Raw genomic sequence first — 19,723 nt, forward strand, 5'->3', positions numbered from 1 at the left:
AACCGAGTTGTGGTTCCGCTTAGCCCCGCTCCGCCCCTGGGATCCGCTGCCAGTCGGTGTGGGTGGCCCAGACCCCCCAGATGGCCATGGCCCGCAGGTAGTGGCAGGCGCGGAAGGTGTTGACGGCCGTGATCGCCTCGGGGGTGCGGAACTGCAGGCCGCCGGAATAGACCTGATTGACCACCGCTGAGGTGATCGCCAGGGCGGTCTCGGTCTCGCCCATCAGCCGGAAGTAACTGGCGATGCCGAAGTTGATCCCGGTCCAGACCTCCAGCGGGTGGGTGCCGTTGGGATCCAGGGGGGTGCCATCGCGGCGCAGGCCATTGGCAACGCCCAGGCTGCCGCCCTCGAACTTCTCGAAACAGGAGTCCTTGACGGCATTGAGGGTGCTGCGGCTGTTGGCCTCGCTCACCACCGGCTCCAGGCCCAGCAGGCGGGCATAGAAATCGCCGCAGAGCTGATCAGCCATCACCACCGGCGTGCCGCTCTCGGCATCGATGTCGTAGTACTCGCCGTTCCAGAGGAGCCTGTCGAAGTTTCCCCGCGCCTGCGCCAGCCAACCACTGAATTCCTGTTGCTCGGCCGAGGTGTCTAGGCCGGTGCTGAGTTGCAGCTGCTGGGCGATCGCCAGGGCGGCCTCGAGTGCCGCAATCCAGAGGGCGCCGCAGTAGGCGCTGACGCCCTTGAGCGGCCAGTCATCAAAGGTCTGATCCGGCGCGCCGCCGTTGTCGGGTAGGCCGTCGTTGTTGATGTCGAAGGTCTTGAGATAACGCAGGGCTTCCACCGCGGCCGGCCAGCAGTCCGCCAGGAAGCGCAGGTCCTCGCCGTTGGGGGCGAGCTTGAAGGTGCGCCAGACCTGCAGCACGTAGTCGCTGGCGAGGTCCTTCCAGAGGTTGCAGTCCTGGTAGGCCGTGTAGTTCGTGGCATCCCAGGGCTTTTCGTTCGGCGCCCCCAGGTCATGGGGTGTGGCGCCTTTGACCTTGCGGGCGGCTTCCACGCGCCCCTTGCCCTGGGTGAAGTACCAGCCGATCGGCCGTGGCGTGGCATCGGCCGCGGGGATGGCCCGGGCAAAGCTGCGCAGCACCGCCTTGTCGAGCTCCGGCCAGAGCTGCAGCAGTGCCAGGGAGCCATAGAGCCGCACGTCCAGGCTCTCGTACCAGGCGTAGTCCAGGCACTCCAGCACCCCGAATCGGCCGACGGGGTCTTCGCGGCTGGCGGCACTCCAGAGGCTGCCGCCGCTGCAGAGGTCGTAGAGCTCGTTGAAGAGCGCCATCCGCAGCGGCTCGGGCAGATCACTGCGCTCCAGCACCGGTTGCTGCCAGGCCTCGATCTGTTGGCGCCAGCTGCGCCAGTCCCGCAGACCTTCGGCGGCGATGGCGGCGGCGTTCTTGCCGCTGGCGCCGAAGAAGTCGGTGTAGCGCCGCAGGGCACTGGTGCCGGTGGCGAAGGCCGTGACCGGCAGGTCCCAGCTGATCACCACCGGGATCTCGATGCTCTGGCCGGGCTCCAGGCGGCAGCGCACCGCCAGGGCCGCGCTGACGGGCTCGGCTGCTCCACTGCGGCGGTTGTTGTTGCTCTCGGGGATCGAGCCATCGCGGCTGAAGCTGCCCCAGAGCTCCGAGCCGTCGCCCTGGGGATTCCAGCGGCTGCAGCGTTGGATGCTCACGCCGGCTTGCTCCTGCGTCGCGATGCACCACTGCCCTTCCCCTTCGGCGACCGGGGAGGAGACATCACCCCCTAGGACGACTCCCTTGAGCGAGCCGTCGTCGATCCAATCGTTGCGATGGCCCTCGCTCTTGCCGATGGCCGGGGCGTAGTTGTGTTCGGGGCTGCCGTCATCGCGGAAGTGCACCTCTGCCGATGAATCGGTGTTGGTGAACCAGCCGCAGGTGTTGCGCCAGCTCAGCATCAACGAGAGGTCCAGGGCCTGGCGCGTGGGGTTGCGCAGGGTCCAGACGAAGGTCGCCAACGGGTAGCTGGTCTGCTGGTAGTTGCCGGGGAGGATCGGGCTGAAGGCCTCGCAGCTGACCTCGGCCTCGAAGACCCCTTGGTAGTGGCTCCAGCTCAGCGGATAGCGCGCGGCGTAGGTGCCGGTTTGGCGTTGCTCACTGCTGGCGGGATACCAGCTCCAGCTGGAGAGGGGGTCTGCGGCTTCGGGGCGTGAGTCATCCCGGTTGGGCTTCACCGCCAGGGCGTGGGCCCGTTGCTCTTTCCCGTTGCTTTCAAAGAGCGAGAACTGGCAGTCGGGCAGCACGCCGAACCAGTGCTCGCCGCCATCGAGGTGCCAGAGGTTGAAGGAGCCATCAGGGGCGCGGCCGATGCAGCCGGCGCCAAAGCCGCCGAGGGGCATCCCATGGTTCGGGCCGTCGTCCAGGTTGCTCGCGTAGCGAACGGTGTAGGGCGACGCCCAGCCCTGACCGAGGGCTCGGCTCCAGCTTGCGGTGGGGGGGTGCCAGGTGGAGGGGCGTGAGGCGCGACTGAGGCCGGCGCGGCGCAGCAGGGACTTCAGGGCGGAGAGGCCGAGGCGCGCCATGGGGCAGCTAATAGTGCCGCCAGCTTGTCAGAGTTGAGAGGGGTTGGCCCGTTCGTTGGCCTCCTGTTCCACCAGGGCATCAAGAGTGGCGGCGGAGCGCACCAAAGCCTGGTAACGCTGCACCACCCGGCGGTTGCGCTCCAGCCAGCCAGCGGGGTTGCCTTGGGCCACGGCCAGGCTGCCGCTGTTGTCGTCATCCAGCAGGTCCAGGTCGCCCTGTTGCGCGATCAGGGCGACGACCAAGTCATGCAGGCGTTGACGGCGATCGGAGGGGTTCATCGCTCAGCAGCAGAATGCACCCATGATTGAGGTGATTGGCACCGACGCGGGCGCTCCGGCATCGCTGCCCCTCGACAAGCAGCAGTTGTTGCGCCAGGCCCCCTTGGTGGCGGCGCCCCTGCGTCTGCATGACGCCCTGACGGCCTGGGACGGCTGGAGTGGTGCGCGGCTGATTGCCAGTGACCAGCCCAGCGCCCTACTCGATCAGCTTCAGGGGCAGGGGCAGGCTGTGGTGCTTGCCAGTGGAGACCCCCTCTGGTTTGGCATCGGCCGGCTGCTGATTCAGGGCCTTGGCGCCGAGCGCTTGCGGTTTCATCCGGCTCCCTGCTCCCTGCAGCTGGCCTTCTCGCGCCTGGCGCGCCCCTGGCAGAACGCCGCTTGGATCAGCCTGCACGGCCGTGATCCCGGCGCCTTGGCTGTGCGCCTGCAGCAGCGGCCAGAGGCCCTGGCGGTGCTGACCGACCCCAGCCGCGGTGGGGTCAAAGAAGTGCGTGAGCTGCTGCGCGCCTCGGGTCTGGAGCAGGCCTATGGCCTCTGGCTCTGTGAGCGGCTTGGGCATCCGGGGGAGCGGGTCCAGCGGCTGGCCTCCTCGGCTGCGCTGCCCGCTGATCTCGACCCGCTGCATCTGGTGGTGTTGCTGGCGGAGGTCCCGGCACCTACGCCGCCGGAATCCCTGCCCCTACTCGGTATTGCAGATGGCGCCTACCTGCAGCACCCCGATCGGCCCGGTCTGATGACCAAGCGGGAGGTGCGCGTTCAGCTCTTGGCCGAGTTGGAGCTGCCGGCCGCTGGCGTTCTTTGGGATCTCGGCGCTGGAGTGGGCTCCATTGGTCTGGAGGCCTTGCGGCTGCGGCCGGGCCTGCAGCTGTGGGCGCTGGAGCAGCGCGGCGGCTCGGCGGAGTTGATCCGCGCCAATGCCCAGCGACTGGGGGTGGTTCCCGCGGGTGTGATCGAAGGCCGGGCGCCCGAGGCTCTCTCCGAGTTACCGGACCCCGACCGCGTCTTAATCGGCGGCGGCGGCCGTGATCGGGCGGCGCTGCTCCAGGCCGTGCTGGATCGGCTGAAGCCCGCTGGCATCGTCGTGATCCCCCTAGCCACCGTTGAGGCCCTGGCGGAGCTGCGCCCCGTTCTTGAGAGTGCTGGCCTCGCGGTGAGCATCAGTCAGCACCAGGCCTGGCGCGGTGCGGCCCTGGCCGATGGCACGCGGCTGGCGCCCCTTAATCCGGTGTTGATCCTGCGGGGACAGAAGAAATCGGGGTAATCACCACGGGCATCCCCACCCGCAGGCCCAGGCGTTTGGCTTCTCCTGCCCCGAGTTCCACGACCCCATCCCCTGGCTCCATGGGGCCATAGCTGCGGCAGGGCAGGTGCGGGCAGGGAGTCGTCTCGGGCTCAATGGCGATCACCCGGTTGCCGTTGAGAAAGACCATGTCGAGGGAGGCCGGGGTCTTGTGCATCCAAAAGCGCAGGGGTTGCGGCTTGGGGAAGGGGAACCACATGCCCCGCAGCGGAGCCAAGGGCGGGCGGCCCTGAAGCCCTCGCCGCTGTTGCTCTTGGCTGCGGGCCACCTCGAGGGCAATGCAGGGCTGCTTCTCCTCAAGGCACCACTGGGCCTCGATCGGCAGTTGCTGGGGCGGCAGAGCGGGAGTTGGCATCGCCCTAGCCCAGTTGGGGAGGGCCGTCGCTGAGGCAGTAGCCCCGGCCGCGCACGGTGTGGATCAGGCGCTTGCCGCCGCCGGTCTCGAGTTTTTGCCGCAGGTAGCGCACGTAGACCTCGATCACGTTGCTGGCGGCGCCCTGCTGATCCCGCCAGACCGTCGCCAGGATCCGTTCGCGGCTGACCACCTCGCGGGCATGCCGCATCAGCAGCTCCAGCAGGGCGTACTCCCGCGCGGTTAGGGCGATGGTTTGGCCATTGCGGCGCACCTCATGGCGGCTGGGGACGATCGAGAGGTCCCCCAGTTGCAGCAGATCCCGCGGCGGCCGTTGCTTCTCCTGCAATTTCAGATGCACCCGCAGCCGGGTCAGCAGGTCACTGGCGCCCGCGGAGGACAGCCAGAAGTCATCGCCCCCCTCGATCAGCACCTGGGAGCGGGCGGGAACACTGTCCTCGACGATGTCCAGCAGCATCGGAAGCGCCCCGAGGTGGGAGCGCAACTCCTGAATCCGCGCTCCCCACTCGGCCGAGAGCACCACCAGCTCACACCCGCCCTGGCTGGCTTGTTGCAGGCCGCGTTTGCCGATCAGTGGGCTGTACCCCGAGGCGCTCAGACGCTCGGCGAGGGCCTCGGACGTCTCCCCCAGCAGCAGGACGCAGATGTCGCCCATCAAGCGCCGGGCTTGGCCACGTGCGGCAGGCCCCAGCCGAGCTTGTTGCGCAGCACCTGGAAAAACTCATGGTCCGCCAGGCGCACAAAGCGCACTGGGTGCTCACTGCGGCGGATCAGGACCCGATCCTCCGGCCAGACGTAGCAACCGGCGCTGCCGTCCACCACCATCATCAGCCGCTCCGGGGTGGCGGGGAAGACCGTCACCGGCTCCTGATCGCTGAAGACCAGGGCCCGTGAGGCCAGGGAGTGGGGCGCAATCGGGGTGAGTTGCAGCACCGGGCAGTCGGGGCTGATCACCGGTCCGCCGGCGCTCAGCGCATAGGCGGTGGAGCCCGTCGGGGTGGAGAGGATCACGCCATCGGCGGCGATGTCCACCGGGGCATGGCGCCCCACGGCGATCTCGAAATGGCACATCGAGGTGATTGGCTCGCGGTGCAGGGCCATCTCGTTGAGGCAGAGCAGTTCCCAGCGGCGCTGGTCCCCGCGCATCACGGTCACCACCAAGGTGGTGCGTTCCTCCACCGTCCATTGACCGGCGATCACCTGCTCGAGGGCCTCCTCGAGCTTGGGCAGGTAAGTCTCAGCCAGGAAGCCCAGGTGGCCGGTGTTGATCGTCAGGATCGGCACGTCGATCGGTGCCGTCATTCGGGTGGCCGAGAGCACCGTGCCATCGCCCCCCAGCACCATGGCCATGTCCATCCCGGCTTCGAAGTGGGGCGGGACGCAGGCAACGTGGCCCTTGCTGCGCAGGTGTTGCTCAGGATTGGCGAAACCCACCATTCCGGCGGCACTGCTGGCGCGCAGCACGTCGTAGCCCGCCTGCTTCAGGCGGGCCTCAATCGTGTCGGCGGTGGACAGGGCAAGGTCCTTGCCGTCGTTAATGATCAGTCCGACGCAGGGCAAGGAGCAGCTCAGGTGGTCCCCCAGAGTTTATGGGGATCAGAACTGTTCGAGGAAGCGCAGATCGCTCGTAAACAAGCGGCGGATGTCATCAATGCCGTGGCGCACCATGCAGAAGCGCTCCACCCCCAGGCCGGCGGCGAAGCCGCTGTAGCGCTCGGGGTCGATGCCCATGCCCTGGAGCACGGCGGGGTCGACCATGCCGCAGCCCATCACCTCGAGCCAGCGGCCGCGCCACTGCACATCCACCTCGGCTGAGGGTTCGGTGAAGGGGAAGTAGCTGGCGCGGAAGCGCACCGGCAGATCGCCGAAGAACTGCTGCAGAAAGGACGTCACCGTGCCGCGCAGATGGCTGAAGTCCAGTCCCTCATCGATGGCCAGTACCTCCACCTGGTGGAAGACCGGCGAGTGGGTGGCATCCACGGCATCGCGGCGATAGACGCGGCCCGGGGCAATGATGCGGATCGGCGGGGCGTTGTTCTCCAGGTGGCGGATCTGCACCGGAGAGGTGTGGGTGCGCAGCAGCTGGTGATCGCCCAGATAAAAGGTGTCCTGCATGTCCCGGGCCGGGTGGTGCTCGGGGATGTTCAGGGCGGTGAAGTTGTAGAAGTCGCTCTCGATTTCAGGCCCTTCTTCCACCTGGTAGCCGAGGCCCGAGAAGATATCGACGATTTCTTCGATCGTGCTGATCAGGGGGTGGCGGTGCCCCACCGGCGTGAAGCTCGCCGGCATGGTCACGTCCAGGGTCTCGCTGGCGATGCGCTCGGCCATCGCGGCGCTCTTCACCGCCTGCAGGCGATCGCTCAGCAGGCTCTGCACCTGCTCCTTGAGCACGTTGGCCCGCTGACCGACCACCGGCCGCTCATCGCCGGGCAGCTTGCCCATCGCTCCGAGCACCCCGGAGAGCCGACCCTTTTTGCCCAGCAGGCCCACCCGCAGCTCCTCGAGGGCTGCGGCATCCGCGGCGGCGGCGATCTCTTGGGCAGCCTGGGCCTCCAGCTGATCGAGTTGATCGGTGAGCTGCTGCAGGCTGACGGTGGCGCTCAAGGATCGACTTCAACGAGCGCCGACTTTAGGTAGACGCCTGTTTCAGGCCCCTTAGCCTCAGGCCAGGCGTGAGGGCACTGTGCGGATCCTGATCAGTAATGACGATGGCGTCTTCGCTGATGGCATCCGTGCCCTGGCGGCTGAGGCCCTGCGGCGCGGTCATCAGGTCACGGTGGTCTGCCCCGATCAGGAGCGCTCCGCTACGGGCCATGGCCTGACCCTGCAAACCCCCCTGCGGGCCGAGCGGGCCGACGAGCTCTTTGCGGAGGGTGTCACCGCCTGGGCCTGCAGCGGCACCCCCAGCGATTGCGTCAAGTTGGGCCTCTTTGCCCTGCTTGAGGAGTGGCCTGACATGGTCCTCTCGGGCATTAACCACGGCCCCAACCTGGGCACCGACACCCTGTATTCCGGCACGGTCAGTGCGGCGATGGAGGGAACCATCGAAGGCCTGCCCGCCCTGGCGGTGAGCTGCGCCGATTACAAGTGGCGCGACTTCGAGGCGTCCGCGCGCATTGCCCTGGATGTGGCCGAGCAGAGCCGCCGCGAGGATTGGGACAAGGGCATGCTCCTCAACCTGAATGTCCCGGCCCTGCCGCTGGAGTCCATCGGGCAACTGCGCTGGTGCAGAAAGGCCGTTCGCCGCTACACCGACCAATTCGTCAAGCGCGCTGACCCCCGCGGCCGCACCTACTTCTGGTTGGCCGGTGAGGTCGCCAATGACCTCGAGGCCGAAGTCGCCGGTCCCAAGGAGTGGCCCATCGATGTGGCCCATGTGGCCGCAGGCGGTGTCTCGCTGACCCCACTGCAGCCGGAGTTGTTCTGGCGCGGAGACCTCTCAGCCCTCAAGCCGCCTCACTTCGAGCGGTAGATCCGCTGCAGGAACCAGAGCGAGAAGATCAGACCGATGGTGTGGGCGAAGAGCACCTGGGTGTTGCTCAGCACCGAGAGCATCTCAATGGAGGTGATCGGATAGCCCACCAGGCTGCGGGCGCTGGTGCCCCCCACCGGAGAGCCAAAAAAGCCGGGGGCCTGCAGCGAGGCCTGGACAAACAGGCTGCCGGCCAGGGACTGATAGCCCACGGAGGCAAAGACCAGCCCGAGCACATCCGCCAGCAGGCCGCGTTTGATCAGCTTTCCGGCTTCGCTGCGGCTGGGCTTCGCGCCGCTGCCTAAGGCCCGCCCGAGCCGCACGATCAACCAGCCCTGCCAGAGGCTGTAGAGCAACACAAAGAAGGACAGGGTCGTCAGGGAGAGGCCCGGTCCTAGACCCAGGGCCCGCTCGGAATTGCGGGCCAGGCTGCCGCCGATGTTGTTGAAGAGCAGCACCCCCACGACCACGATCCCCAGGGCGGTTTGCGTCCAGAAGCGGATCCAGGCCATCCGCCTCAGCCCTAGGGAGAGCAGCTGAAAGTCGAGGCGATCGGCCATGGGACGAGGGGGGATGCCCAAACCTGCCATGGGAGAATGCCTCTGGCGAGGCCTCGAGCGCTTTTGGTTGTGATTGCAGCGCTCGAGCCAGGGCAGGCGAAGGGGCCGACGGCGGTGGCCCTCGGCAGCTTTGACGGTCTGCACCCGGGGCATCGCAGCGTGATCGCGGCCGTCACCGAACGCGCCGCCCAACGGCATCTGGTGCCGACGGTGGTCAGCTTCTGGCCGCACCCCCGGGAGGTGCTCTTCGCCGAGGCGCGGCTGCGGCTGGATTTGCCCAGCGAGAAATTGGCCCTGCTGGAGCCCCTGGGGATCGAGCAGTTGGTGCTCGTGCCCTTCACCCGCGAGCTGGCGGCTCTCTCCCCCGAGGCTTTCGTGCAGCAGGTGCTGCACGAGCAGCTTCAGGCCGGCCTGGTGGTGGTGGGCGCCAACTTCCGCTTTGGCGCAGGCCGCAGCGGCACTACCACAACCCTTCAGCAGCTCGGCGCTGAACGGGGCATCGAGGTTCAGATCCAACCCCTGCTGGCCGAGGGGGAGGAGCAATTCAGCAGCAGTCGCATCCGACGTGCCCTGGCGGCGGGAGATCTGCAGGAGGCCACCCGGCTGCTGGGCCGTCCCTATCGCTTTGGGGGCAGCGTGGTCAGCGGCCGCGGCCTAGGACGTCAGCTGGGTTGGCCCACGGCCAACCTGCAGGTGGATGGCCGCAAGTTTTTGCCCCTCGAGGGGGTCTATGCCGCTTGGGCCTGGCTCGGTGAGGAACGGCTGGCGGCGGTGATGAACCTGGGCCCGCAGCCCACGGTGGATCCCACGGCCCCATCGGCCGTTGAGGTTCATCTGCTCGGCCGGACTCTTGATCTCAACGGCAGGGAGCTGCTGGTGGAGCCGGTGCAGCTGCTGCGCAGCCAGCAGCGCTTCGAGAACCTCGAGGCCCTGGTCCAGCAGATCCAGCGCGATGCGGAGAGCGCCGCGGCGCTGTTGGAGTCAGCTGCCGGGGTAGGCGTTAGTTAGGCCCCAGCCGATGAAGGCGGCGATCGCCCCCAGCAGCAGAATCCCTGAGATCAGCACCACCATTGGGCTGTCGGATTCGCCCTGGGCCATCGCCATTCCTTTTGGTTTGCGCCACAAACCTAAGCAGAGAGTCCTGCCCGTGCAGACGCCATGACCACACCTGAACAGCCGGCTGCGGTGTTGCGGTTGCTGGACGCCAACCTGGACCGCGCCCGTGAAGGGCTGCGGGTGATCGAGGACTGGTGTCGCTTTGGCCTGGATCGGGCGGATCTGGTGGCCCGCAGCAAGGACATGCGCCAACGCCTGGGCCGCTTGCATGACGAGCGCTACAAGCGGGCCCGCGACGCGGCGGGTGATGTGGCGACGGGCATGGCGCATCCCGCCCAGCGGGAGCGGGAGCAACCCCAGGCAGTGGTCGCGGCGAACTGCGGCCGGGTGCAGGAAGCCCTGCGGGTCCTGGAGGAATTCGGCCGTGGCGTGGATGATCGCCTGGCTGAGGAGGCCGCGGCGGTTCGCTATGCCCTCTATGACCTGGAGGTGGATGTGATGCGAGCCAGTGCCGGCGGGCAGGAGCGGCGGGAGCGGCTGCGGGCGGCGCGGCTCTACCTGGTGACCAGTCCCTCGCCTCGGCTGGAGGCCGTGGTGGAGGCGGCCCTGGAGGGCGGCGTTCGCCTGGTCCAGTACCGCGCCAAGGACGGAAGCCTGGGTCCCGATGGCCAGCCGATCACCGATGCCGTGCGCCTGCAGCAGGCCCAGGCGCTGCGGCAGCTCTGCAGTCGCCACGGGGCCCTGTTCCTGGTGAACGACCGCATCGACATCGCCCTGGCGGTGGATGCCGATGGCGTGCATCTGGGCCAGGGGGATCTGCCGCCGGCCCTGGCGCGGCAGCTGCTGGGGCCGGAGAAGTTGATTGGCCGCAGCACCCATGCCCTGGCGCAGCTGCAGCAGGCCATGCGCGATGGCTGTGATTACGTCGGCGTTGGACCAGTGAACGCCACGCCGACCAAGCCCGGCCGTCAGCCGGTGGGATTGGATTACGTCCGCCAGGCCTCTGCGGAGAGCGCCATTCCCTTCTTTGCGATCGGCGGCATTGAGAAGGACAACCTGCCTTCAGTGCTGGCCACCGGTGCCACCCAGGTGGCCGTCGTGCGGGCGATCACTGAGGCGGCCGATCCCGCCCAGGCCGCCCGCGAGCTGTTGGAGGTCCTGGGGGAATGATTGAGATTCGGGTCAACGGCGAAACCACCAGCTGCCCGGAGGGCTTGAACCTGGTGCAGATGCTGGAACACCTCGGCTACCGCCCCCAACTGGTGGTGGTGGAGTTCAACGGCGAGATCCTGCCTCGCGCCCGCTGGGCTGAGCAGCCGGTTCGGGAAGCCGATGGTCTGGAGGTGGTCACCATCGTCGGCGGGGGTTCTTAGATTCCATCGAGCTAGAGCTCTGCCGTGGCCGCTTCACGTCCCTCCTCGCTCGTGAGACGGCTGCTCAGCGGCTTGATGGTTCCAGCCCTGGTGCTCACACTCCTGCTGGCGATGCCTCAGGCCAGCCAGGCAGCCAGTGGCGGTCGCATCGGCGGCGGCAGCTTCCGTTCCGCCCCCATGCCACGTAGTTATGGCGGAGGCGGTTATCGCGGCGGCGGCTACCAGCGCGGCTATGGCGGCGGCTTCGGCTTCCCCTTCGTAGTGCCCTTCTTCTTTGGTGGCGGCGGCCTGTTTGGCTTCCTGATCCTGATGGCCGTAGTCGGTCTTCTGGTGAACGCAGTGCGGGGCGGCGGTGGCGGCGGCTCCCTGCCGGCGGGCATGCAGGGCGGTGCTATCGATCGCGCGCCAAGCGATGGCCCTGTTTCGATCGCCCAACTGCAGGTCGGTCTGTTGGCTTCGGCGCGGGAGCTGCAGCAGGACCTGAGACAGCTCGCCGGCAGTGCTGACACCAGCACCAGCAGCGGCCTGCAGCGGGTCCTGCAGGACAGCACCTTGGCCTTGCTGCGCCAGCCGGATCTCTGGGTCTATGCCAACGCTGAGGTCGGGCAGGTTCCCTTCCAGGCTGCGGAATCCACCTTCAATCGCCTCTCGATGACCGAGCGCAGCAAGCTGCGCAGCGAGGTCACCAGCAACGTCTCGGGAACGGTGAGCGCCAATAGCGGTGGACCGGCCGGTGATGCCGATGCCGTCAGCGACTACATCGCCGTCACACTGCTTGTGGCCAGCCGCAGCCGCCTGACCCTCAAGCCGGGGAATGGCTCCGAGGACTTGCGCGAGACCCTGCGCATCCTGGGTTCGGTTCCGTCCAGTCAACTGCTGGCTTTGGAAGTGATCTGGCAGCCGGAAGGGGCGGGTGATGTGCTGAGTGCTGATGAGCTGATTACGGCCTATCCGCAGCTGAAGCACCTCTGATTGGGCTCTGCGGATTTCCTCAAGAATTGAGGAACTAAAGAATCTCTTCGGCTCTTGATCGCCAAAACCCGTTGTTAAGCAATGGGTTCAATTTGTAGGGTCTGAAGACTTCAATTTCAGACCGTGTCCACCCCGCGCCACACCGCCGAGACCTCCGCCATGAAGTGGCAGGCCAACGGTGAATTGGCCGGCGTGGATCTGCAGGCCCTGCTCAGCCGCCTGAACAAGGTGGAGAGCGAAGAGCGGGCCCGCGAGCTGGAGTGGCTGAGCCGCCACGAGGCGGTCTGAGGGTTGGCGCGGCGTTGCGCCGGGGCCAATCCTGAAGGCCAGCCGCAGATTCGGCCTGGGCTAGTTGCACCCCCTGGGGGTGCTCAGCACACTGCGGTGCACCGGCGTTGCGTGAATGGCTCGGCGATCGATGCAGTGGGTGAACACCCCCGTGTTGATGGAGGCCTTGGATCGCTACGAACAGGGGCGACTGCCCCGCTCGATGCGTCTCTGGGTGGAGGCGGTGCTGGAGATCGAGCGCCCGCTCAGTGCTCCGCTGCGGCCCCACTGCTGAGCAGGATCCGCAGGGCGGCCATGGCCGCGCCATAGCCGTTGTCGATGTTCACCACGCTCAGGCCCGGAGCGCAGCTGGCCAGCATTCCGTGCAGGGCAGCCTGGCCGCCGGCACTGACGCCGTAGCCAACGCTGACCGGCACTCCGATCACCGGTTGGGGCAGTAGGCCCGCCAAGACTGTGGGTAGGGCGCCTTCCATGCCGGCGCAGGCGATCAACACCCGGGCCTGGCGCAGCCGCTCCAGTTGATCCAGCAGCCGGTGCAGGCCCGCCACGCCCACATCCAGCACCAGTGCGCAGCTGATGCCATGCCATTGCAGGGCGAGCTGCGCCTCGGCGGCGACCGGTAGATCGCTGGTGCCGCCGCTGAGGATCAGGACCTCGCCGAGCGCCGGCCGGGCCGCCGCCGGAGCGCCAAGGCTGAGGCAGCGGGCATCGCTGTGGAACTGCAGCTGCGGGTCATGGGCGAGCAGCGCGGCCACGTCCTGGGCTTTGGCGGGATCGACCCGGGTGGCCAGGGCCAGCTCGCCGCTGTCCTGTTGCCGCTGCAGGATCGCGGCAATCTGTTCGGCTGTTTTGTGCTCTCCCCAGATCGCCTCGGCCATGCCCAGGCGTTGGCGGCGTTGCAGATCCAGGCGGGCCTGCTCGCTCATGCCGCGGGGATCAGTTCCCCTTCAAAGACCAAGGGAAAGGGATTGCCCTGGCCTTGGCCCGTGGCTTCGCGAGCGAGTTGCTCAAAGCGCTCTTGCACCGCCTCCACCTCCGTCTCGGGGATGGCCTTCCACTGCTGCCGGCTGGCCCAACGGATCAGCAGGGTGCCCTCTTCCCGCTCGCTGTCCCAGAGCAGGTCACGGCCGAGGTACCCGTCCTGCTGCTTGAGCCAGGGCTCCCAGCTGCCCTGCTCGGCCTGCAGCCAGGCGGCGCGGCCGTCGGCCGGCACTTTGATGCGCAGGTGCTCCACGACGACAACCTCCAGCTGACCGCCCGGCTTCGCGTTGGTGGCGATCGCCACGTCGGGATGGCCGGCCAGCAGCATCGCCAGGCAGAGCACAAGTGCGGCGACCCTAGCGAGCAGCCTCATGGCTGTTGCAGCAGCGCCACGGCCTGGCAGGAGATCCCCTCCTCGCGGCCCTCGGCACCGAGCTTTTCATTGGTGGTGGCTTTGACGCCCACCTGATCCGGCTCAAGCCCCATGCGCGCCGCGATGGCGCTGCGCATGGCGTCGATGTGGGGCTTGAGCTTGGGGCGCTCGGCGATCACGACCGAATCCACGTTGACCACGCGCCAACCCCGCTCGGTCACCAGGGCCACCACCTGCTCCAGCAGCACCAGGCTGTCGGCTCCTTTCCACTTGGGATCGTCGGGGGGGAAGTACTTGCCGATGTCCCCCAGGGAGAGGGCCCCCAACAGGGCATCCATGATCGCGTGCACCAACACGTCGGCATCGCTGTGGCCATCGAGCCCCAACCCGTCTGGATGCTCTAGCTGCTGCCCGCCCAGGATCAGCGGCCGACCAGGCACCAGGCGGTGGATGTCGTAGCCGTTGCCGATCCGCAGCTGCATGGGGCACAAGGGAGATCCGGACGCCGACCCTATCGCCGCCTTTGATCAGAGCTCAGCCCAGCATCTCCACCCCGTCATGGCAGGCGAAGCGTTGATCGAAGCTGAGCACCGGTAGGGCGCCATGGCTGCTCGCTCGGGCCAGCAGCAGGTGATCGGCAAAGTCACCTCCCTTCAGAAATCGGCCGAGGGCATCGATGACTCCGTCGACATCGACGACGGCAACGCCACGGGTGCGGACCAGGCGATGCAGCAGGGCATGGCGCTGGCTTCGCTCGAGGCCATAGCCACGCAGGACCCAGCCCACCTCGGCAAGCACGACATCGGGAATGAAGGCGCCGCCCGCTGCAATGGCATCGAGAAACGCTTGTTCGGCCAGAGGGGTCTGAACGGGGTCATCCCCGATCAAGATTCGCACTACAACGTTGGTATCAAGCGTCCGCACGGCCGGCAGCAGCGGCGATGGCGCGATCCATGTCCTCGAGGGTCATGGATCGCTGGACCGTTGGTCGATCGCGAAAGAGGTCCTCTGGTTCGTAGAGCGAGGGCACCAGGATCAGTCGTCCGTTTGGATCAACACTCACCATCAGGCGTGTTCCAGGGGTTAAGCCCAAGGATTCCCGCAGCTGCCGCGGAATGGTCAGCTGGCCCTTTGAGCTGAGAGTCACGCTGGTCATCCATCCAAGGTAAGGCAGCTGGCCTTACTTGGTTGATTGCTGCTGCTCCGGCAGCACCTGCAGGTTGGTGCCGGAGCGCCCCATCACCAGGACCTGGCTGCCGGGCTGGAGCGCTTGACGGGGTTCAAGGTTCTCGGCTGCCCAGCTCTGGCCGTGCCAGAGAACCCTCCCCTGGTCACTGCCGGCCCCGAAGCCGCTGATGACCTCCGCGTATTGGGAGGCTTCGCTCTGGCGAATGGCCCGTTCCCGCTTGCGCGCTGACCAGCGCTGCAGCACGAGCAGGAGTGCCACCGAGCCCCCCGCAAAGAGCAGCAGCTGCAGTCCCAGGTTCAGGGGCAGCCAGGCGCTGAGTAGGGAGACCAGCAGGGCCGCCAGGGCCGCGGCGAGCAGGCCATCGAACTCCACCCCGAGCCACTCCAGGGCCAGGAGGACCAGGGCCAGCAGAAACCAGAGCAGCGCGGTCACGGGGTTGCGATCAGGCAGCTGCTGCCTAGCTTGAAGCCAACGGATCAATTGGGCCAATGGAAGCGCTGTTTGGCTTGCCGGCCCTGGTGGTGATGGCCTTCCTGGGGCTGAACAGCATCAAGGTCACCAGCGGCGGCCAGTCCCGACTGGTGGAGCGACTGGGTAAGTACGACCGGCAGCTGCAGCCGGGGCTCTCACTGGTGCTTCCGGTGGTGGAACGGGTGGTCAGCCATGAGTCGCTGAAGGAGCGGGTGCTGGATATCCCGCCGCAGCAGTGCATTACCCGCGACAACGTCGCCATCGAGGTCGATGCGGTGGTCTATTGGCAACTGCTGGAGCACGAGCGGGCCTACTACTCGGTCGACAACCTGCAGGCGGCGATGGTGAATCTGGTGCTGACCCAGATCCGCGCCGAGATGGGCAAGCTTGATCTCGATCAGACCTTCACCACCCGCCAGGAGGTGAATGAGGCGCTGTTGCGGGAGTTGGATTCCGCCACCGATCCCTGGGGCGTGAAGGTCACGCGGGTGGAGCTCCGGGACATTCAGCCCTCCCGCGGGGTGCAGCAGGCGATGGAGCAGCAGATGACGGCCGAGCGGGAGAAGCGCGCCGCGATCCTGCGCTCTGAAGGCGAGAAGGAGTCCCAGCTCAATGCAGCCCGGGGCCGGGCCGAAGCCCTGGTGCTCGATGCCAGGGCCAAGCAGGAAGCCCTGCTGCTGGAGGCGGAGGCCCAGGCCAAGCAGCAGGGACTCTTGGCCCAGGCCCGCGCCGATGCCGCCACCCGCCTAGCCAAGGCGATGCAGGCCGATCCCGAGGCGGCGGAGGCGATGCGCCTGCTGCTCGCGGGCGACTGGATGACCATGGGCGAATCGATGGCCCAGGCCCCCGGGGGCAGCGTGCTGATGGTGGACCCGCAAAGCCCGGCGGCCCTGCTCGGTGCCCTCAAGGGGCTGCAGAAGCCCGAGGCCTAACAGCTCACTGCTGTTGCTGCTGCTCTTGCCAGCGGGCGTAGAGATCGGGCCGGCGCTCTTCGGTTCGCTGCTGCTGTTGATCGGCGCGCCAGCGGGCGATGGCGCCGTGGTCGCCGCTGCGCAGCACCTCCGGGACGGTCATGCCGCGGAAGTCAGCCGGCCGGGTGTAGTGGGGGTGCTCCAGCAGCAGGGCACTGTGGCTTTCCTCCTCCAGGCAGGCCTCGGTGCCGACGGTGCCCGGCAGCAGACGCACGACACCATTGATGATCGTCATCGCCGGCAGTTCACCCCCGGTCAGCACGAAGTCGCCGATCGAGACCTCCTCATCGGCCAGGGAGCGAATGCGTTCGTCGAATCCTTCGTAGTGGCCGCAGAGGAAGACCAGCTGGTCGTAGTCCGCAGCCCAACGGCGCAGATCCTGCTGGCGTAGGGGTTGCCCCTGGGGCGACATCAACAGGGTGCGCCGGCGCGGCTGGGTTGGGATCGATTCGTAGGCGGCAAAGACCGGCTCGGGTTTGAGCACCATGCCGGCACCGCCGCCATAGGGCTCGTCATCCACCTTGCGGTAGCGGTCGGTGGCGAAATCCCGGGGGTTGTGAACGTGGAGCTCAGCGCGGCCGGCGGCGAAGGCGCGGCCGATGACCCCAAGACCCTGCAGCGGCGCGAAGGCCTCCGGGGTCAGGCTGACCACATCGAGACGCATCGCTCAGGCGGCGGGCCGGCTCACCCGGCGAATCTCAGAGCTGAAGCTGGCGCGGCCGGGGGTGCCATCGGCCGGTTGCTCGATGGTGGAGCGCAGCCGCAGGTTGGGCTTGTTGAACCAGATCCGCTCGCGGATCTCGTTGCCATCGCGCTCGATCACCAGTTCCAGGCTGCTGTCGGGCCAGAGGGTCCAGCGGCCCTGCTGATCTCCGGCGTGGAACTGCCCATCGGCCTGAAACTGCAGCTGCTTGGGCGCCTGCTCCTTGGGCCCGACGCTCAGCCCGCCGGGGTTGCCCTCGAGGTAGCGGACCACCAGTTCACCGCGCTCGCTGCTGTGCCACTCGTCGCCCTCACCGGCGTCGCTGTCATCGCCCAGCACGAAACGGGACCGAAGGCTCATCCACTCGCCGTCGCAGAAGCGCAGGAAGGCTTCGATCGAGTCGGGGGGGAAGGAGGCGTTGTCGCTCATGGCGGCGATTCTCTCAGCTGTCGCCGCGGTAGCCCAATTCCGCCAGCCGTGAGGAGTTGCGGCGCCAGTTGGGAACGACCTTGACGAAGAGCTCCAGGTAGACCGGACCGGCGATCAGTTTCTGCATCTGCTGCCGGGCGCCCGTGCCGATTTGGCGCAGCATGCTGCCGCCTTTGCCGATCAGGATGCCCTTCTGGCTGTTGCGCTCCACCAACACGGTGGCCAGCACGGCGGTGCGTTCCTTGTCATCCACCACCCGCTCGATCTGAACGGCGACGGAGTGGGGGATCTCTTCGCGGGTGTGCTGCAGAACCTGCTCACGGATCAACTCCGCCAGCAGCAGCTGCTCGGGCTGGTCGCTGACCGCATCCGGTGGATACAGGTGGGGGCCTTCAGGAAGCTCCGCGGCGAGGGCACTGACCAGGGCCTCGGTCCCATCGCCGTTGAGGGCGCTGACGGGGTGCAGGGGCCAACCGGGCACCAGCTCGCGGTAGCTGGCCTCCAGCTCGGCGGCCTGGGCCGGGTCCACCAGGTCGGATTTATTCAGCGCCACCTGGACCGGCACCTTGATGCGCTCCAGCAGTTCCACGATGAAGCCGTCGCCTCGGCCGGCGGCCTGGCTGCCATCCACCAGCAGCAGGACCTGATCGACTTCGCCGATGGCACCGCGGGCGGTCTGCACTAGCCGCTCCCCCAGCAGGTGGTGTGGCTTGTGGATTCCAGGGGTGTCCACCAGGACCAGCTGGGCTGTGGGGGTGGTGAGGATTGCCCGCAGCCGGTTGCGTGTGGTCTGGGCGACGGGGGAGGTGATCGCCACCTTCTCCCCCACCAGCTGATTCATCAGGGTGGATTTGCCCACGTTGGGCCGTCCCACTAGGGCGACAAAGCCCGAGCGAAATCCTTCGGGGCTCTGCCCCAGGCTGAAGCCCCCGGCCATGGCCTCGGCCGGCAGATCGCTCAGATCTGGCAAAGGCGGCAGCTGGTCGTGTGACTCCATAGCCTCACCTTGGCAGTTCAACCTCCCCCATGACCGAAGCCGCCCCGCTGGAGCCCACGTTTCAACAGGCGATGGAGATCACAGCCCAGTGGCTGGGGCTCTGGGAAAACGGTGAACTCAGCGATGAGGTGATTGGCGATCGGGTCTCTGAGCTGGTGGCCAGCCGTGATGGCGCCCGGGGGTTCTTTGTGGTCTCCCTGGCAGGGGATTGCCCGCTGATGGACCGTCTGCCGGATCCGGTGGTCTTGGCCCTGCGCCAGGCCGGCGATGGCGTGGTGGATCTCAGCGCCCGCAACCTGGCGATGAGCACGGCCATGGCGCTGCATCACGGTCGCAATGCCGATGAGGCGCAGCAGGCAGGATCGGAGCGGGTACAGGCGCGTTGCACCGAACTGCTGCGGTTGCTGGAACCTGAGGCCGTGAAGGCCCGCCTGGAAGTCCTGCTGGAGGCGACCGAGGGCCGCGGTGAGGACGTGGCCTTCCTCAAGCGCTGGGGGTATGACGCCGCTCAGACCGCGGCGATTGCTGAGGCGGTGCTGGCCGTGGCGGAGGGCTGAGGCGCCCCCTCAGCGCATCAAAAAAGCGCCCCGTTTGGGGCGCTTGGGTGAACCAGGGAACGGGATCAGTCGCGGCGGCCGCCACCGTTGAGGGCGATCACCAGACGCAGGATGAAGATGAAGAGGTTGATGTAGGTCAGGTACATGCTCAGCGCACCGGCCAGGTACTGGTCGTCGCTGTAGGTGCGGGGCATCGTGTAGAAGTCCACGAAGGCGGCGCCCACGAAGATCACGGTGCCGAAACCGGCAATCAGAAGCTCCATGCCGCCCATGCCGAAGCCGGGCACAAAGATGCCGCCAACGATCTGGACGACCATGGCGATCACTAGGCCGAGGATGCCCAGGCCGACGACGCCGCTCAGGGCCTGACCGACGCTGTCGCTCATGCGGCGGCCCATCACCGAGGCGGCCACGAAGGTGACGCCGGTGGCCAGAGCCGCGGTGCCGATGGCGCCGATGCCGGCGGTGCCGATGGCCAGGGCGACGATGCCGCTCAGGGTGAAGCCGGTGATCAGGCTGTAGGCCGCCATCAGCGGCAGCGCGGTGCTGTTGTTCGCCTTCAGGGCCACGTTCTGGGCCACGAAGAAGAGGATGAAGTTGCCAATCAGGGCCACCCAGAACAGGGGCATGAAGCTGGCGGGGTTGCTGGCCAACAGAGCCAGGCCGCCCATCACGCCACCGGCGGTGAGCACCATGCCGCCGCCCACGTAGGGCAGCGCCTTATTGACCACGTTGGGCCCCACGAGGGCGCTCGATTGCGCCTCGCGGATGGCCTCCTGGAAATTGCTGCTGGCCGGCATGGCACAGAGGATGACTGGCTTCATCCTGCCAGCGATCTCCAGCTTG

General features: G+C 67.4%; 27 protein-coding genes. 10 read left to right on the forward strand and 17 right to left on the reverse strand.

The features are described from left to right. Positions 1-19: 19 nt before the first annotated feature. Complete coding sequence (locus LY254_RS11365; protein WP_247477236.1) at positions 20-2,533, reverse strand: GH116 family glycosyl hydrolase; 2,514 nt, start codon at positions 2,531-2,533, stop codon at positions 20-22. Between the two features lie 27 nt (positions 2,534-2,560). After that, positions 2,561-2,812, reverse strand: a complete 252-nt coding sequence (locus LY254_RS11370; RefSeq protein ID WP_247477238.1) for a hypothetical protein — start codon at positions 2,810-2,812, stop codon at positions 2,561-2,563. 22 nt (positions 2,813-2,834) lie between these two features. Here LY254_RS11370 and cbiE point away from each other — a divergent pair, with 22 nt between their 5' ends. Next, positions 2,835-4,073, forward strand: a complete 1,239-nt coding sequence (cbiE, locus tag LY254_RS11375) for a precorrin-6y C5,15-methyltransferase (decarboxylating) subunit CbiE (RefSeq protein ID WP_247477239.1) — start codon at positions 2,835-2,837, stop codon at positions 4,071-4,073. On the opposite strand, the gene LY254_RS11380 is transcribed toward cbiE, so the two are convergent. Genes LY254_RS11380 through pheS form a run of 4 tightly spaced genes read right to left on the reverse strand, consistent with a single transcriptional unit; the run spans position 4,030 to position 7,089 of the window. Beyond that, complete coding sequence (locus LY254_RS11380; RefSeq protein WP_247477240.1) at positions 4,030-4,467, reverse strand: DUF192 domain-containing protein; 438 nt, start codon at positions 4,465-4,467, stop codon at positions 4,030-4,032. The genes cbiE and LY254_RS11380 overlap by 44 nt on opposite strands. Before the next feature lie 4 nt (positions 4,468-4,471). Then, positions 4,472-5,140, reverse strand: coding sequence for a response regulator transcription factor (locus LY254_RS11385; protein WP_247477241.1), 669 nt, complete (start codon positions 5,138-5,140; stop codon positions 4,472-4,474). Further along, on the reverse strand, positions 5,140-6,045 hold the full coding sequence (locus LY254_RS11390; RefSeq protein WP_010315538.1) for an NAD(+) kinase: 906 nt from the start codon (positions 6,043-6,045) through the stop codon (positions 5,140-5,142). Before LY254_RS11390 ends, LY254_RS11385 begins: the two co-directional genes overlap by 1 nt. A 36-nt stretch (positions 6,046-6,081) precedes the next feature. Further along, positions 6,082-7,089 (reverse strand): phenylalanine--tRNA ligase subunit alpha, encoded by a 1,008-nt coding sequence (gene pheS / locus LY254_RS11395; RefSeq protein ID WP_247477244.1) that lies wholly within the window; start codon positions 7,087-7,089, stop codon positions 6,082-6,084. Between the two features lie 79 nt (positions 7,090-7,168). Here pheS and surE point away from each other — a divergent pair, with 79 nt between their 5' ends. Then, positions 7,169-7,957, forward strand: a complete 789-nt coding sequence (gene surE, locus LY254_RS11400; RefSeq protein WP_247477247.1) for a 5'/3'-nucleotidase SurE — start codon at positions 7,169-7,171, stop codon at positions 7,955-7,957. Here surE and LY254_RS11405 read toward each other — a convergent pair. Then, positions 7,942-8,517 carry a DUF3611 family protein gene (locus LY254_RS11405; RefSeq protein ID WP_247477249.1) on the reverse strand — a complete coding sequence of 192 codons (576 nt, stop codon included), beginning with the start codon at positions 8,515-8,517 and terminating at the stop codon, positions 7,942-7,944. The two genes, surE and LY254_RS11405, sit on opposite strands and share 16 nt — an antisense overlap. Positions 8,518-8,553: 36 nt before the next feature. Here LY254_RS11405 and LY254_RS11410 point away from each other — a divergent pair, with 36 nt between their 5' ends. From LY254_RS11410 to LY254_RS11435, 6 genes are all read left to right on the forward strand, one after another. After that, positions 8,554-9,525, forward strand: a complete 972-nt coding sequence (locus LY254_RS11410) for a bifunctional riboflavin kinase/FAD synthetase (RefSeq protein ID WP_247477251.1) — start codon at positions 8,554-8,556, stop codon at positions 9,523-9,525. A 150-nt stretch (positions 9,526-9,675) separates the two neighbouring features. Continuing rightward, entirely contained in the window at positions 9,676-10,743 is a 1,068-nt protein-coding gene (locus LY254_RS11415) for a thiamine phosphate synthase (RefSeq protein WP_247477252.1), read from the forward strand. Further along, on the forward strand, positions 10,740-10,946 hold the full coding sequence (thiS, locus tag LY254_RS11420) for a sulfur carrier protein ThiS (RefSeq protein ID WP_247477254.1): 207 nt from the start codon (positions 10,740-10,742) through the stop codon (positions 10,944-10,946). The genes LY254_RS11415 and thiS overlap by 4 nt, the downstream gene beginning before the upstream one ends. A gap of 75 nt (positions 10,947-11,021) precedes the next feature. Further along, on the forward strand, positions 11,022-11,918 hold the full coding sequence (locus tag LY254_RS11425) for a DUF1517 domain-containing protein (RefSeq protein ID WP_247479893.1): 897 nt from the start codon (positions 11,022-11,024) through the stop codon (positions 11,916-11,918). A gap of 123 nt (positions 11,919-12,041) precedes the next feature. Further along, positions 12,042-12,206 carry a hypothetical protein gene (locus tag LY254_RS11430; RefSeq protein WP_010315575.1) on the forward strand — a complete coding sequence of 55 codons (165 nt, stop codon included), beginning with the start codon at positions 12,042-12,044 and terminating at the stop codon, positions 12,204-12,206. Positions 12,207-12,321: 115 nt separating this feature from the next. Further along, positions 12,322-12,480, forward strand: coding sequence for a hypothetical protein (locus tag LY254_RS11435; RefSeq protein WP_198001908.1), 159 nt, complete (start codon positions 12,322-12,324; stop codon positions 12,478-12,480). On the opposite strand, the gene larB is transcribed toward LY254_RS11435, so the two are convergent. Genes larB through LY254_RS11465 form a run of 6 tightly spaced genes read right to left on the reverse strand, consistent with a single transcriptional unit; the run spans position 12,452 to position 15,181 of the window. Further along, entirely contained in the window at positions 12,452-13,132 is a 681-nt protein-coding gene (gene larB / locus LY254_RS11440) for a nickel pincer cofactor biosynthesis protein LarB (protein ID WP_247477255.1), read from the reverse strand. The two genes, LY254_RS11435 and larB, sit on opposite strands and share 29 nt — an antisense overlap. Continuing rightward, the gene (locus tag LY254_RS11445; protein ID WP_247477257.1) at positions 13,129-13,560 is read right to left on the reverse strand and encodes a TIGR03792 family protein; all 432 of its coding nucleotides are present in this window, start codon (positions 13,558-13,560) and stop codon (positions 13,129-13,131) included. Before LY254_RS11445 ends, larB begins: the two co-directional genes overlap by 4 nt. Further along, positions 13,557-14,042: a 2-C-methyl-D-erythritol 2,4-cyclodiphosphate synthase gene (gene ispF / locus LY254_RS11450; RefSeq protein ID WP_247477259.1), complete on the reverse strand. Its 486-nt coding sequence runs from the start codon at positions 14,040-14,042 to the stop codon at positions 13,557-13,559. Before ispF ends, LY254_RS11445 begins: the two co-directional genes overlap by 4 nt. A gap of 52 nt (positions 14,043-14,094) precedes the next feature. Further along, positions 14,095-14,457: a PIN domain-containing protein gene (locus LY254_RS11455; protein WP_247477260.1), complete on the reverse strand. Its 363-nt coding sequence runs from the start codon at positions 14,455-14,457 to the stop codon at positions 14,095-14,097. 13 nt (positions 14,458-14,470) lie between these two features. Then, the gene (locus LY254_RS11460; RefSeq protein WP_247477261.1) at positions 14,471-14,716 is read right to left on the reverse strand and encodes an AbrB/MazE/SpoVT family DNA-binding domain-containing protein; all 246 of its coding nucleotides are present in this window, start codon (positions 14,714-14,716) and stop codon (positions 14,471-14,473) included. Between the two features lie 24 nt (positions 14,717-14,740). Next, on the reverse strand, positions 14,741-15,181 hold the full coding sequence (locus LY254_RS11465; protein ID WP_247477263.1) for an NfeD family protein: 441 nt from the start codon (positions 15,179-15,181) through the stop codon (positions 14,741-14,743). A gap of 56 nt (positions 15,182-15,237) precedes the next feature. Between LY254_RS11465 and LY254_RS11470 the strand changes: the two genes are divergently transcribed. Further along, positions 15,238-16,152 carry an SPFH domain-containing protein gene (locus tag LY254_RS11470; RefSeq protein WP_010315595.1) on the forward strand — a complete coding sequence of 305 codons (915 nt, stop codon included), beginning with the start codon at positions 15,238-15,240 and terminating at the stop codon, positions 16,150-16,152. A gap of 4 nt (positions 16,153-16,156) precedes the next feature. On the opposite strand, the gene trmD is transcribed toward LY254_RS11470, so the two are convergent. The 3 genes from trmD to era are packed head-to-tail and all read right to left on the reverse strand — an operon-like array spanning position 16,157 to position 18,260. Further along, complete coding sequence (gene trmD, locus LY254_RS11475) at positions 16,157-16,855, reverse strand: tRNA (guanosine(37)-N1)-methyltransferase TrmD (protein ID WP_247477264.1); 699 nt, start codon at positions 16,853-16,855, stop codon at positions 16,157-16,159. A 3-nt stretch (positions 16,856-16,858) separates the two neighbouring features. Further along, positions 16,859-17,323 (reverse strand): phycobiliprotein lyase, encoded by a 465-nt coding sequence (locus tag LY254_RS11480; RefSeq protein ID WP_247477265.1) that lies wholly within the window; start codon positions 17,321-17,323, stop codon positions 16,859-16,861. Between the two features lie 13 nt (positions 17,324-17,336). Beyond that, a complete protein-coding gene (era, locus tag LY254_RS11485; RefSeq protein WP_247479895.1) occupies positions 17,337-18,260 on the reverse strand; it encodes a GTPase Era in 924 nt (307 codons plus the stop codon). Between the two features lie 89 nt (positions 18,261-18,349). Between era and LY254_RS11490 the strand changes: the two genes are divergently transcribed. Then, positions 18,350-18,877, forward strand: coding sequence for a hypothetical protein (locus tag LY254_RS11490; protein WP_010315603.1), 528 nt, complete (start codon positions 18,350-18,352; stop codon positions 18,875-18,877). A gap of 65 nt (positions 18,878-18,942) precedes the next feature. Here the strand turns inward: LY254_RS11490 and LY254_RS11495 are convergent, their stop codons facing one another. After that, positions 18,943-19,677, reverse strand: coding sequence for a Bax inhibitor-1 family protein (locus LY254_RS11495; RefSeq protein WP_247477266.1), 735 nt, complete (start codon positions 19,675-19,677; stop codon positions 18,943-18,945). Positions 19,678-19,723 lie beyond the last annotated feature (46 nt).

This window comes from Synechococcus sp. NB0720_010 (assembly GCF_023078835.1).
Lineage (GTDB): Bacteria > Cyanobacteriota > Cyanobacteriia > PCC-6307 > Cyanobiaceae > Vulcanococcus.

Excerpts from the sequence above, each read along its gene's own strand:
- LY254_RS11445 (WP_247477257.1), bottom strand. The coding sequence starts at position 13,560 with ATGAGGCTGCTCGCTAGGGTCGCCGCACTTGTGCTCTGCCTGGCGATG.
- LY254_RS11435 (WP_198001908.1), top strand. The coding sequence starts at position 12,322 with ATGGCTCGGCGATCGATGCAGTGGGTGAACACCCCCGTGTTGATGGAG.
- LY254_RS11385 (WP_247477241.1), bottom strand. The coding sequence starts at position 5,140 with ATGGGCGACATCTGCGTCCTGCTGCTGGGGGAGACGTCCGAGGCCCTC.
- larB (WP_247477255.1), bottom strand. The coding sequence starts at position 13,132 with ATGAGCGAGCAGGCCCGCCTGGATCTGCAACGCCGCCAACGCCTGGGC.
- LY254_RS11460 (WP_247477261.1), bottom strand. The coding sequence starts at position 14,716 with ATGACCAGCGTGACTCTCAGCTCAAAGGGCCAGCTGACCATTCCGCGG.
- thiS (WP_247477254.1), top strand. The coding sequence starts at position 10,740 with ATGATTGAGATTCGGGTCAACGGCGAAACCACCAGCTGCCCGGAGGGC.
- trmD (WP_247477264.1), bottom strand. The coding sequence starts at position 16,855 with ATGCGTCTCGATGTGGTCAGCCTGACCCCGGAGGCCTTCGCGCCGCTG.
- LY254_RS11370 (WP_247477238.1), bottom strand. The coding sequence starts at position 2,812 with ATGAACCCCTCCGATCGCCGTCAACGCCTGCATGACTTGGTCGTCGCC.
- LY254_RS11415 (WP_247477252.1), top strand. The coding sequence starts at position 9,676 with ATGACCACACCTGAACAGCCGGCTGCGGTGTTGCGGTTGCTGGACGCC.
- LY254_RS11405 (WP_247477249.1), bottom strand. The coding sequence starts at position 8,517 with ATGGCCGATCGCCTCGACTTTCAGCTGCTCTCCCTAGGGCTGAGGCGG.
- LY254_RS11470 (WP_010315595.1), top strand. The coding sequence starts at position 15,238 with ATGGAAGCGCTGTTTGGCTTGCCGGCCCTGGTGGTGATGGCCTTCCTG.
- LY254_RS11410 (WP_247477251.1), top strand. The coding sequence starts at position 8,554 with ATGCCTCTGGCGAGGCCTCGAGCGCTTTTGGTTGTGATTGCAGCGCTC.
- LY254_RS11495 (WP_247477266.1), bottom strand. The coding sequence starts at position 19,677 with ATGCCGGCCAGCAGCAATTTCCAGGAGGCCATCCGCGAGGCGCAATCG.
- era (WP_247479895.1), bottom strand. The coding sequence starts at position 18,260 with ATGGCCGGGGGCTTCAGCCTGGGGCAGAGCCCCGAAGGATTTCGCTCG.
- LY254_RS11380 (WP_247477240.1), bottom strand. The coding sequence starts at position 4,467 with ATGCCAACTCCCGCTCTGCCGCCCCAGCAACTGCCGATCGAGGCCCAG.
- ispF (WP_247477259.1), bottom strand. The coding sequence starts at position 14,042 with ATGCAGCTGCGGATCGGCAACGGCTACGACATCCACCGCCTGGTGCCT.
- LY254_RS11480 (WP_247477265.1), bottom strand. The coding sequence starts at position 17,323 with ATGAGCGACAACGCCTCCTTCCCCCCCGACTCGATCGAAGCCTTCCTG.
- LY254_RS11490 (WP_010315603.1), top strand. The coding sequence starts at position 18,350 with ATGACCGAAGCCGCCCCGCTGGAGCCCACGTTTCAACAGGCGATGGAG.
- cbiE (WP_247477239.1), top strand. The coding sequence starts at position 2,835 with ATGATTGAGGTGATTGGCACCGACGCGGGCGCTCCGGCATCGCTGCCC.
- LY254_RS11365 (WP_247477236.1), bottom strand. The coding sequence starts at position 2,533 with ATGGCGCGCCTCGGCCTCTCCGCCCTGAAGTCCCTGCTGCGCCGCGCC.
- LY254_RS11425 (WP_247479893.1), top strand. The coding sequence starts at position 11,022 with ATGGTTCCAGCCCTGGTGCTCACACTCCTGCTGGCGATGCCTCAGGCC.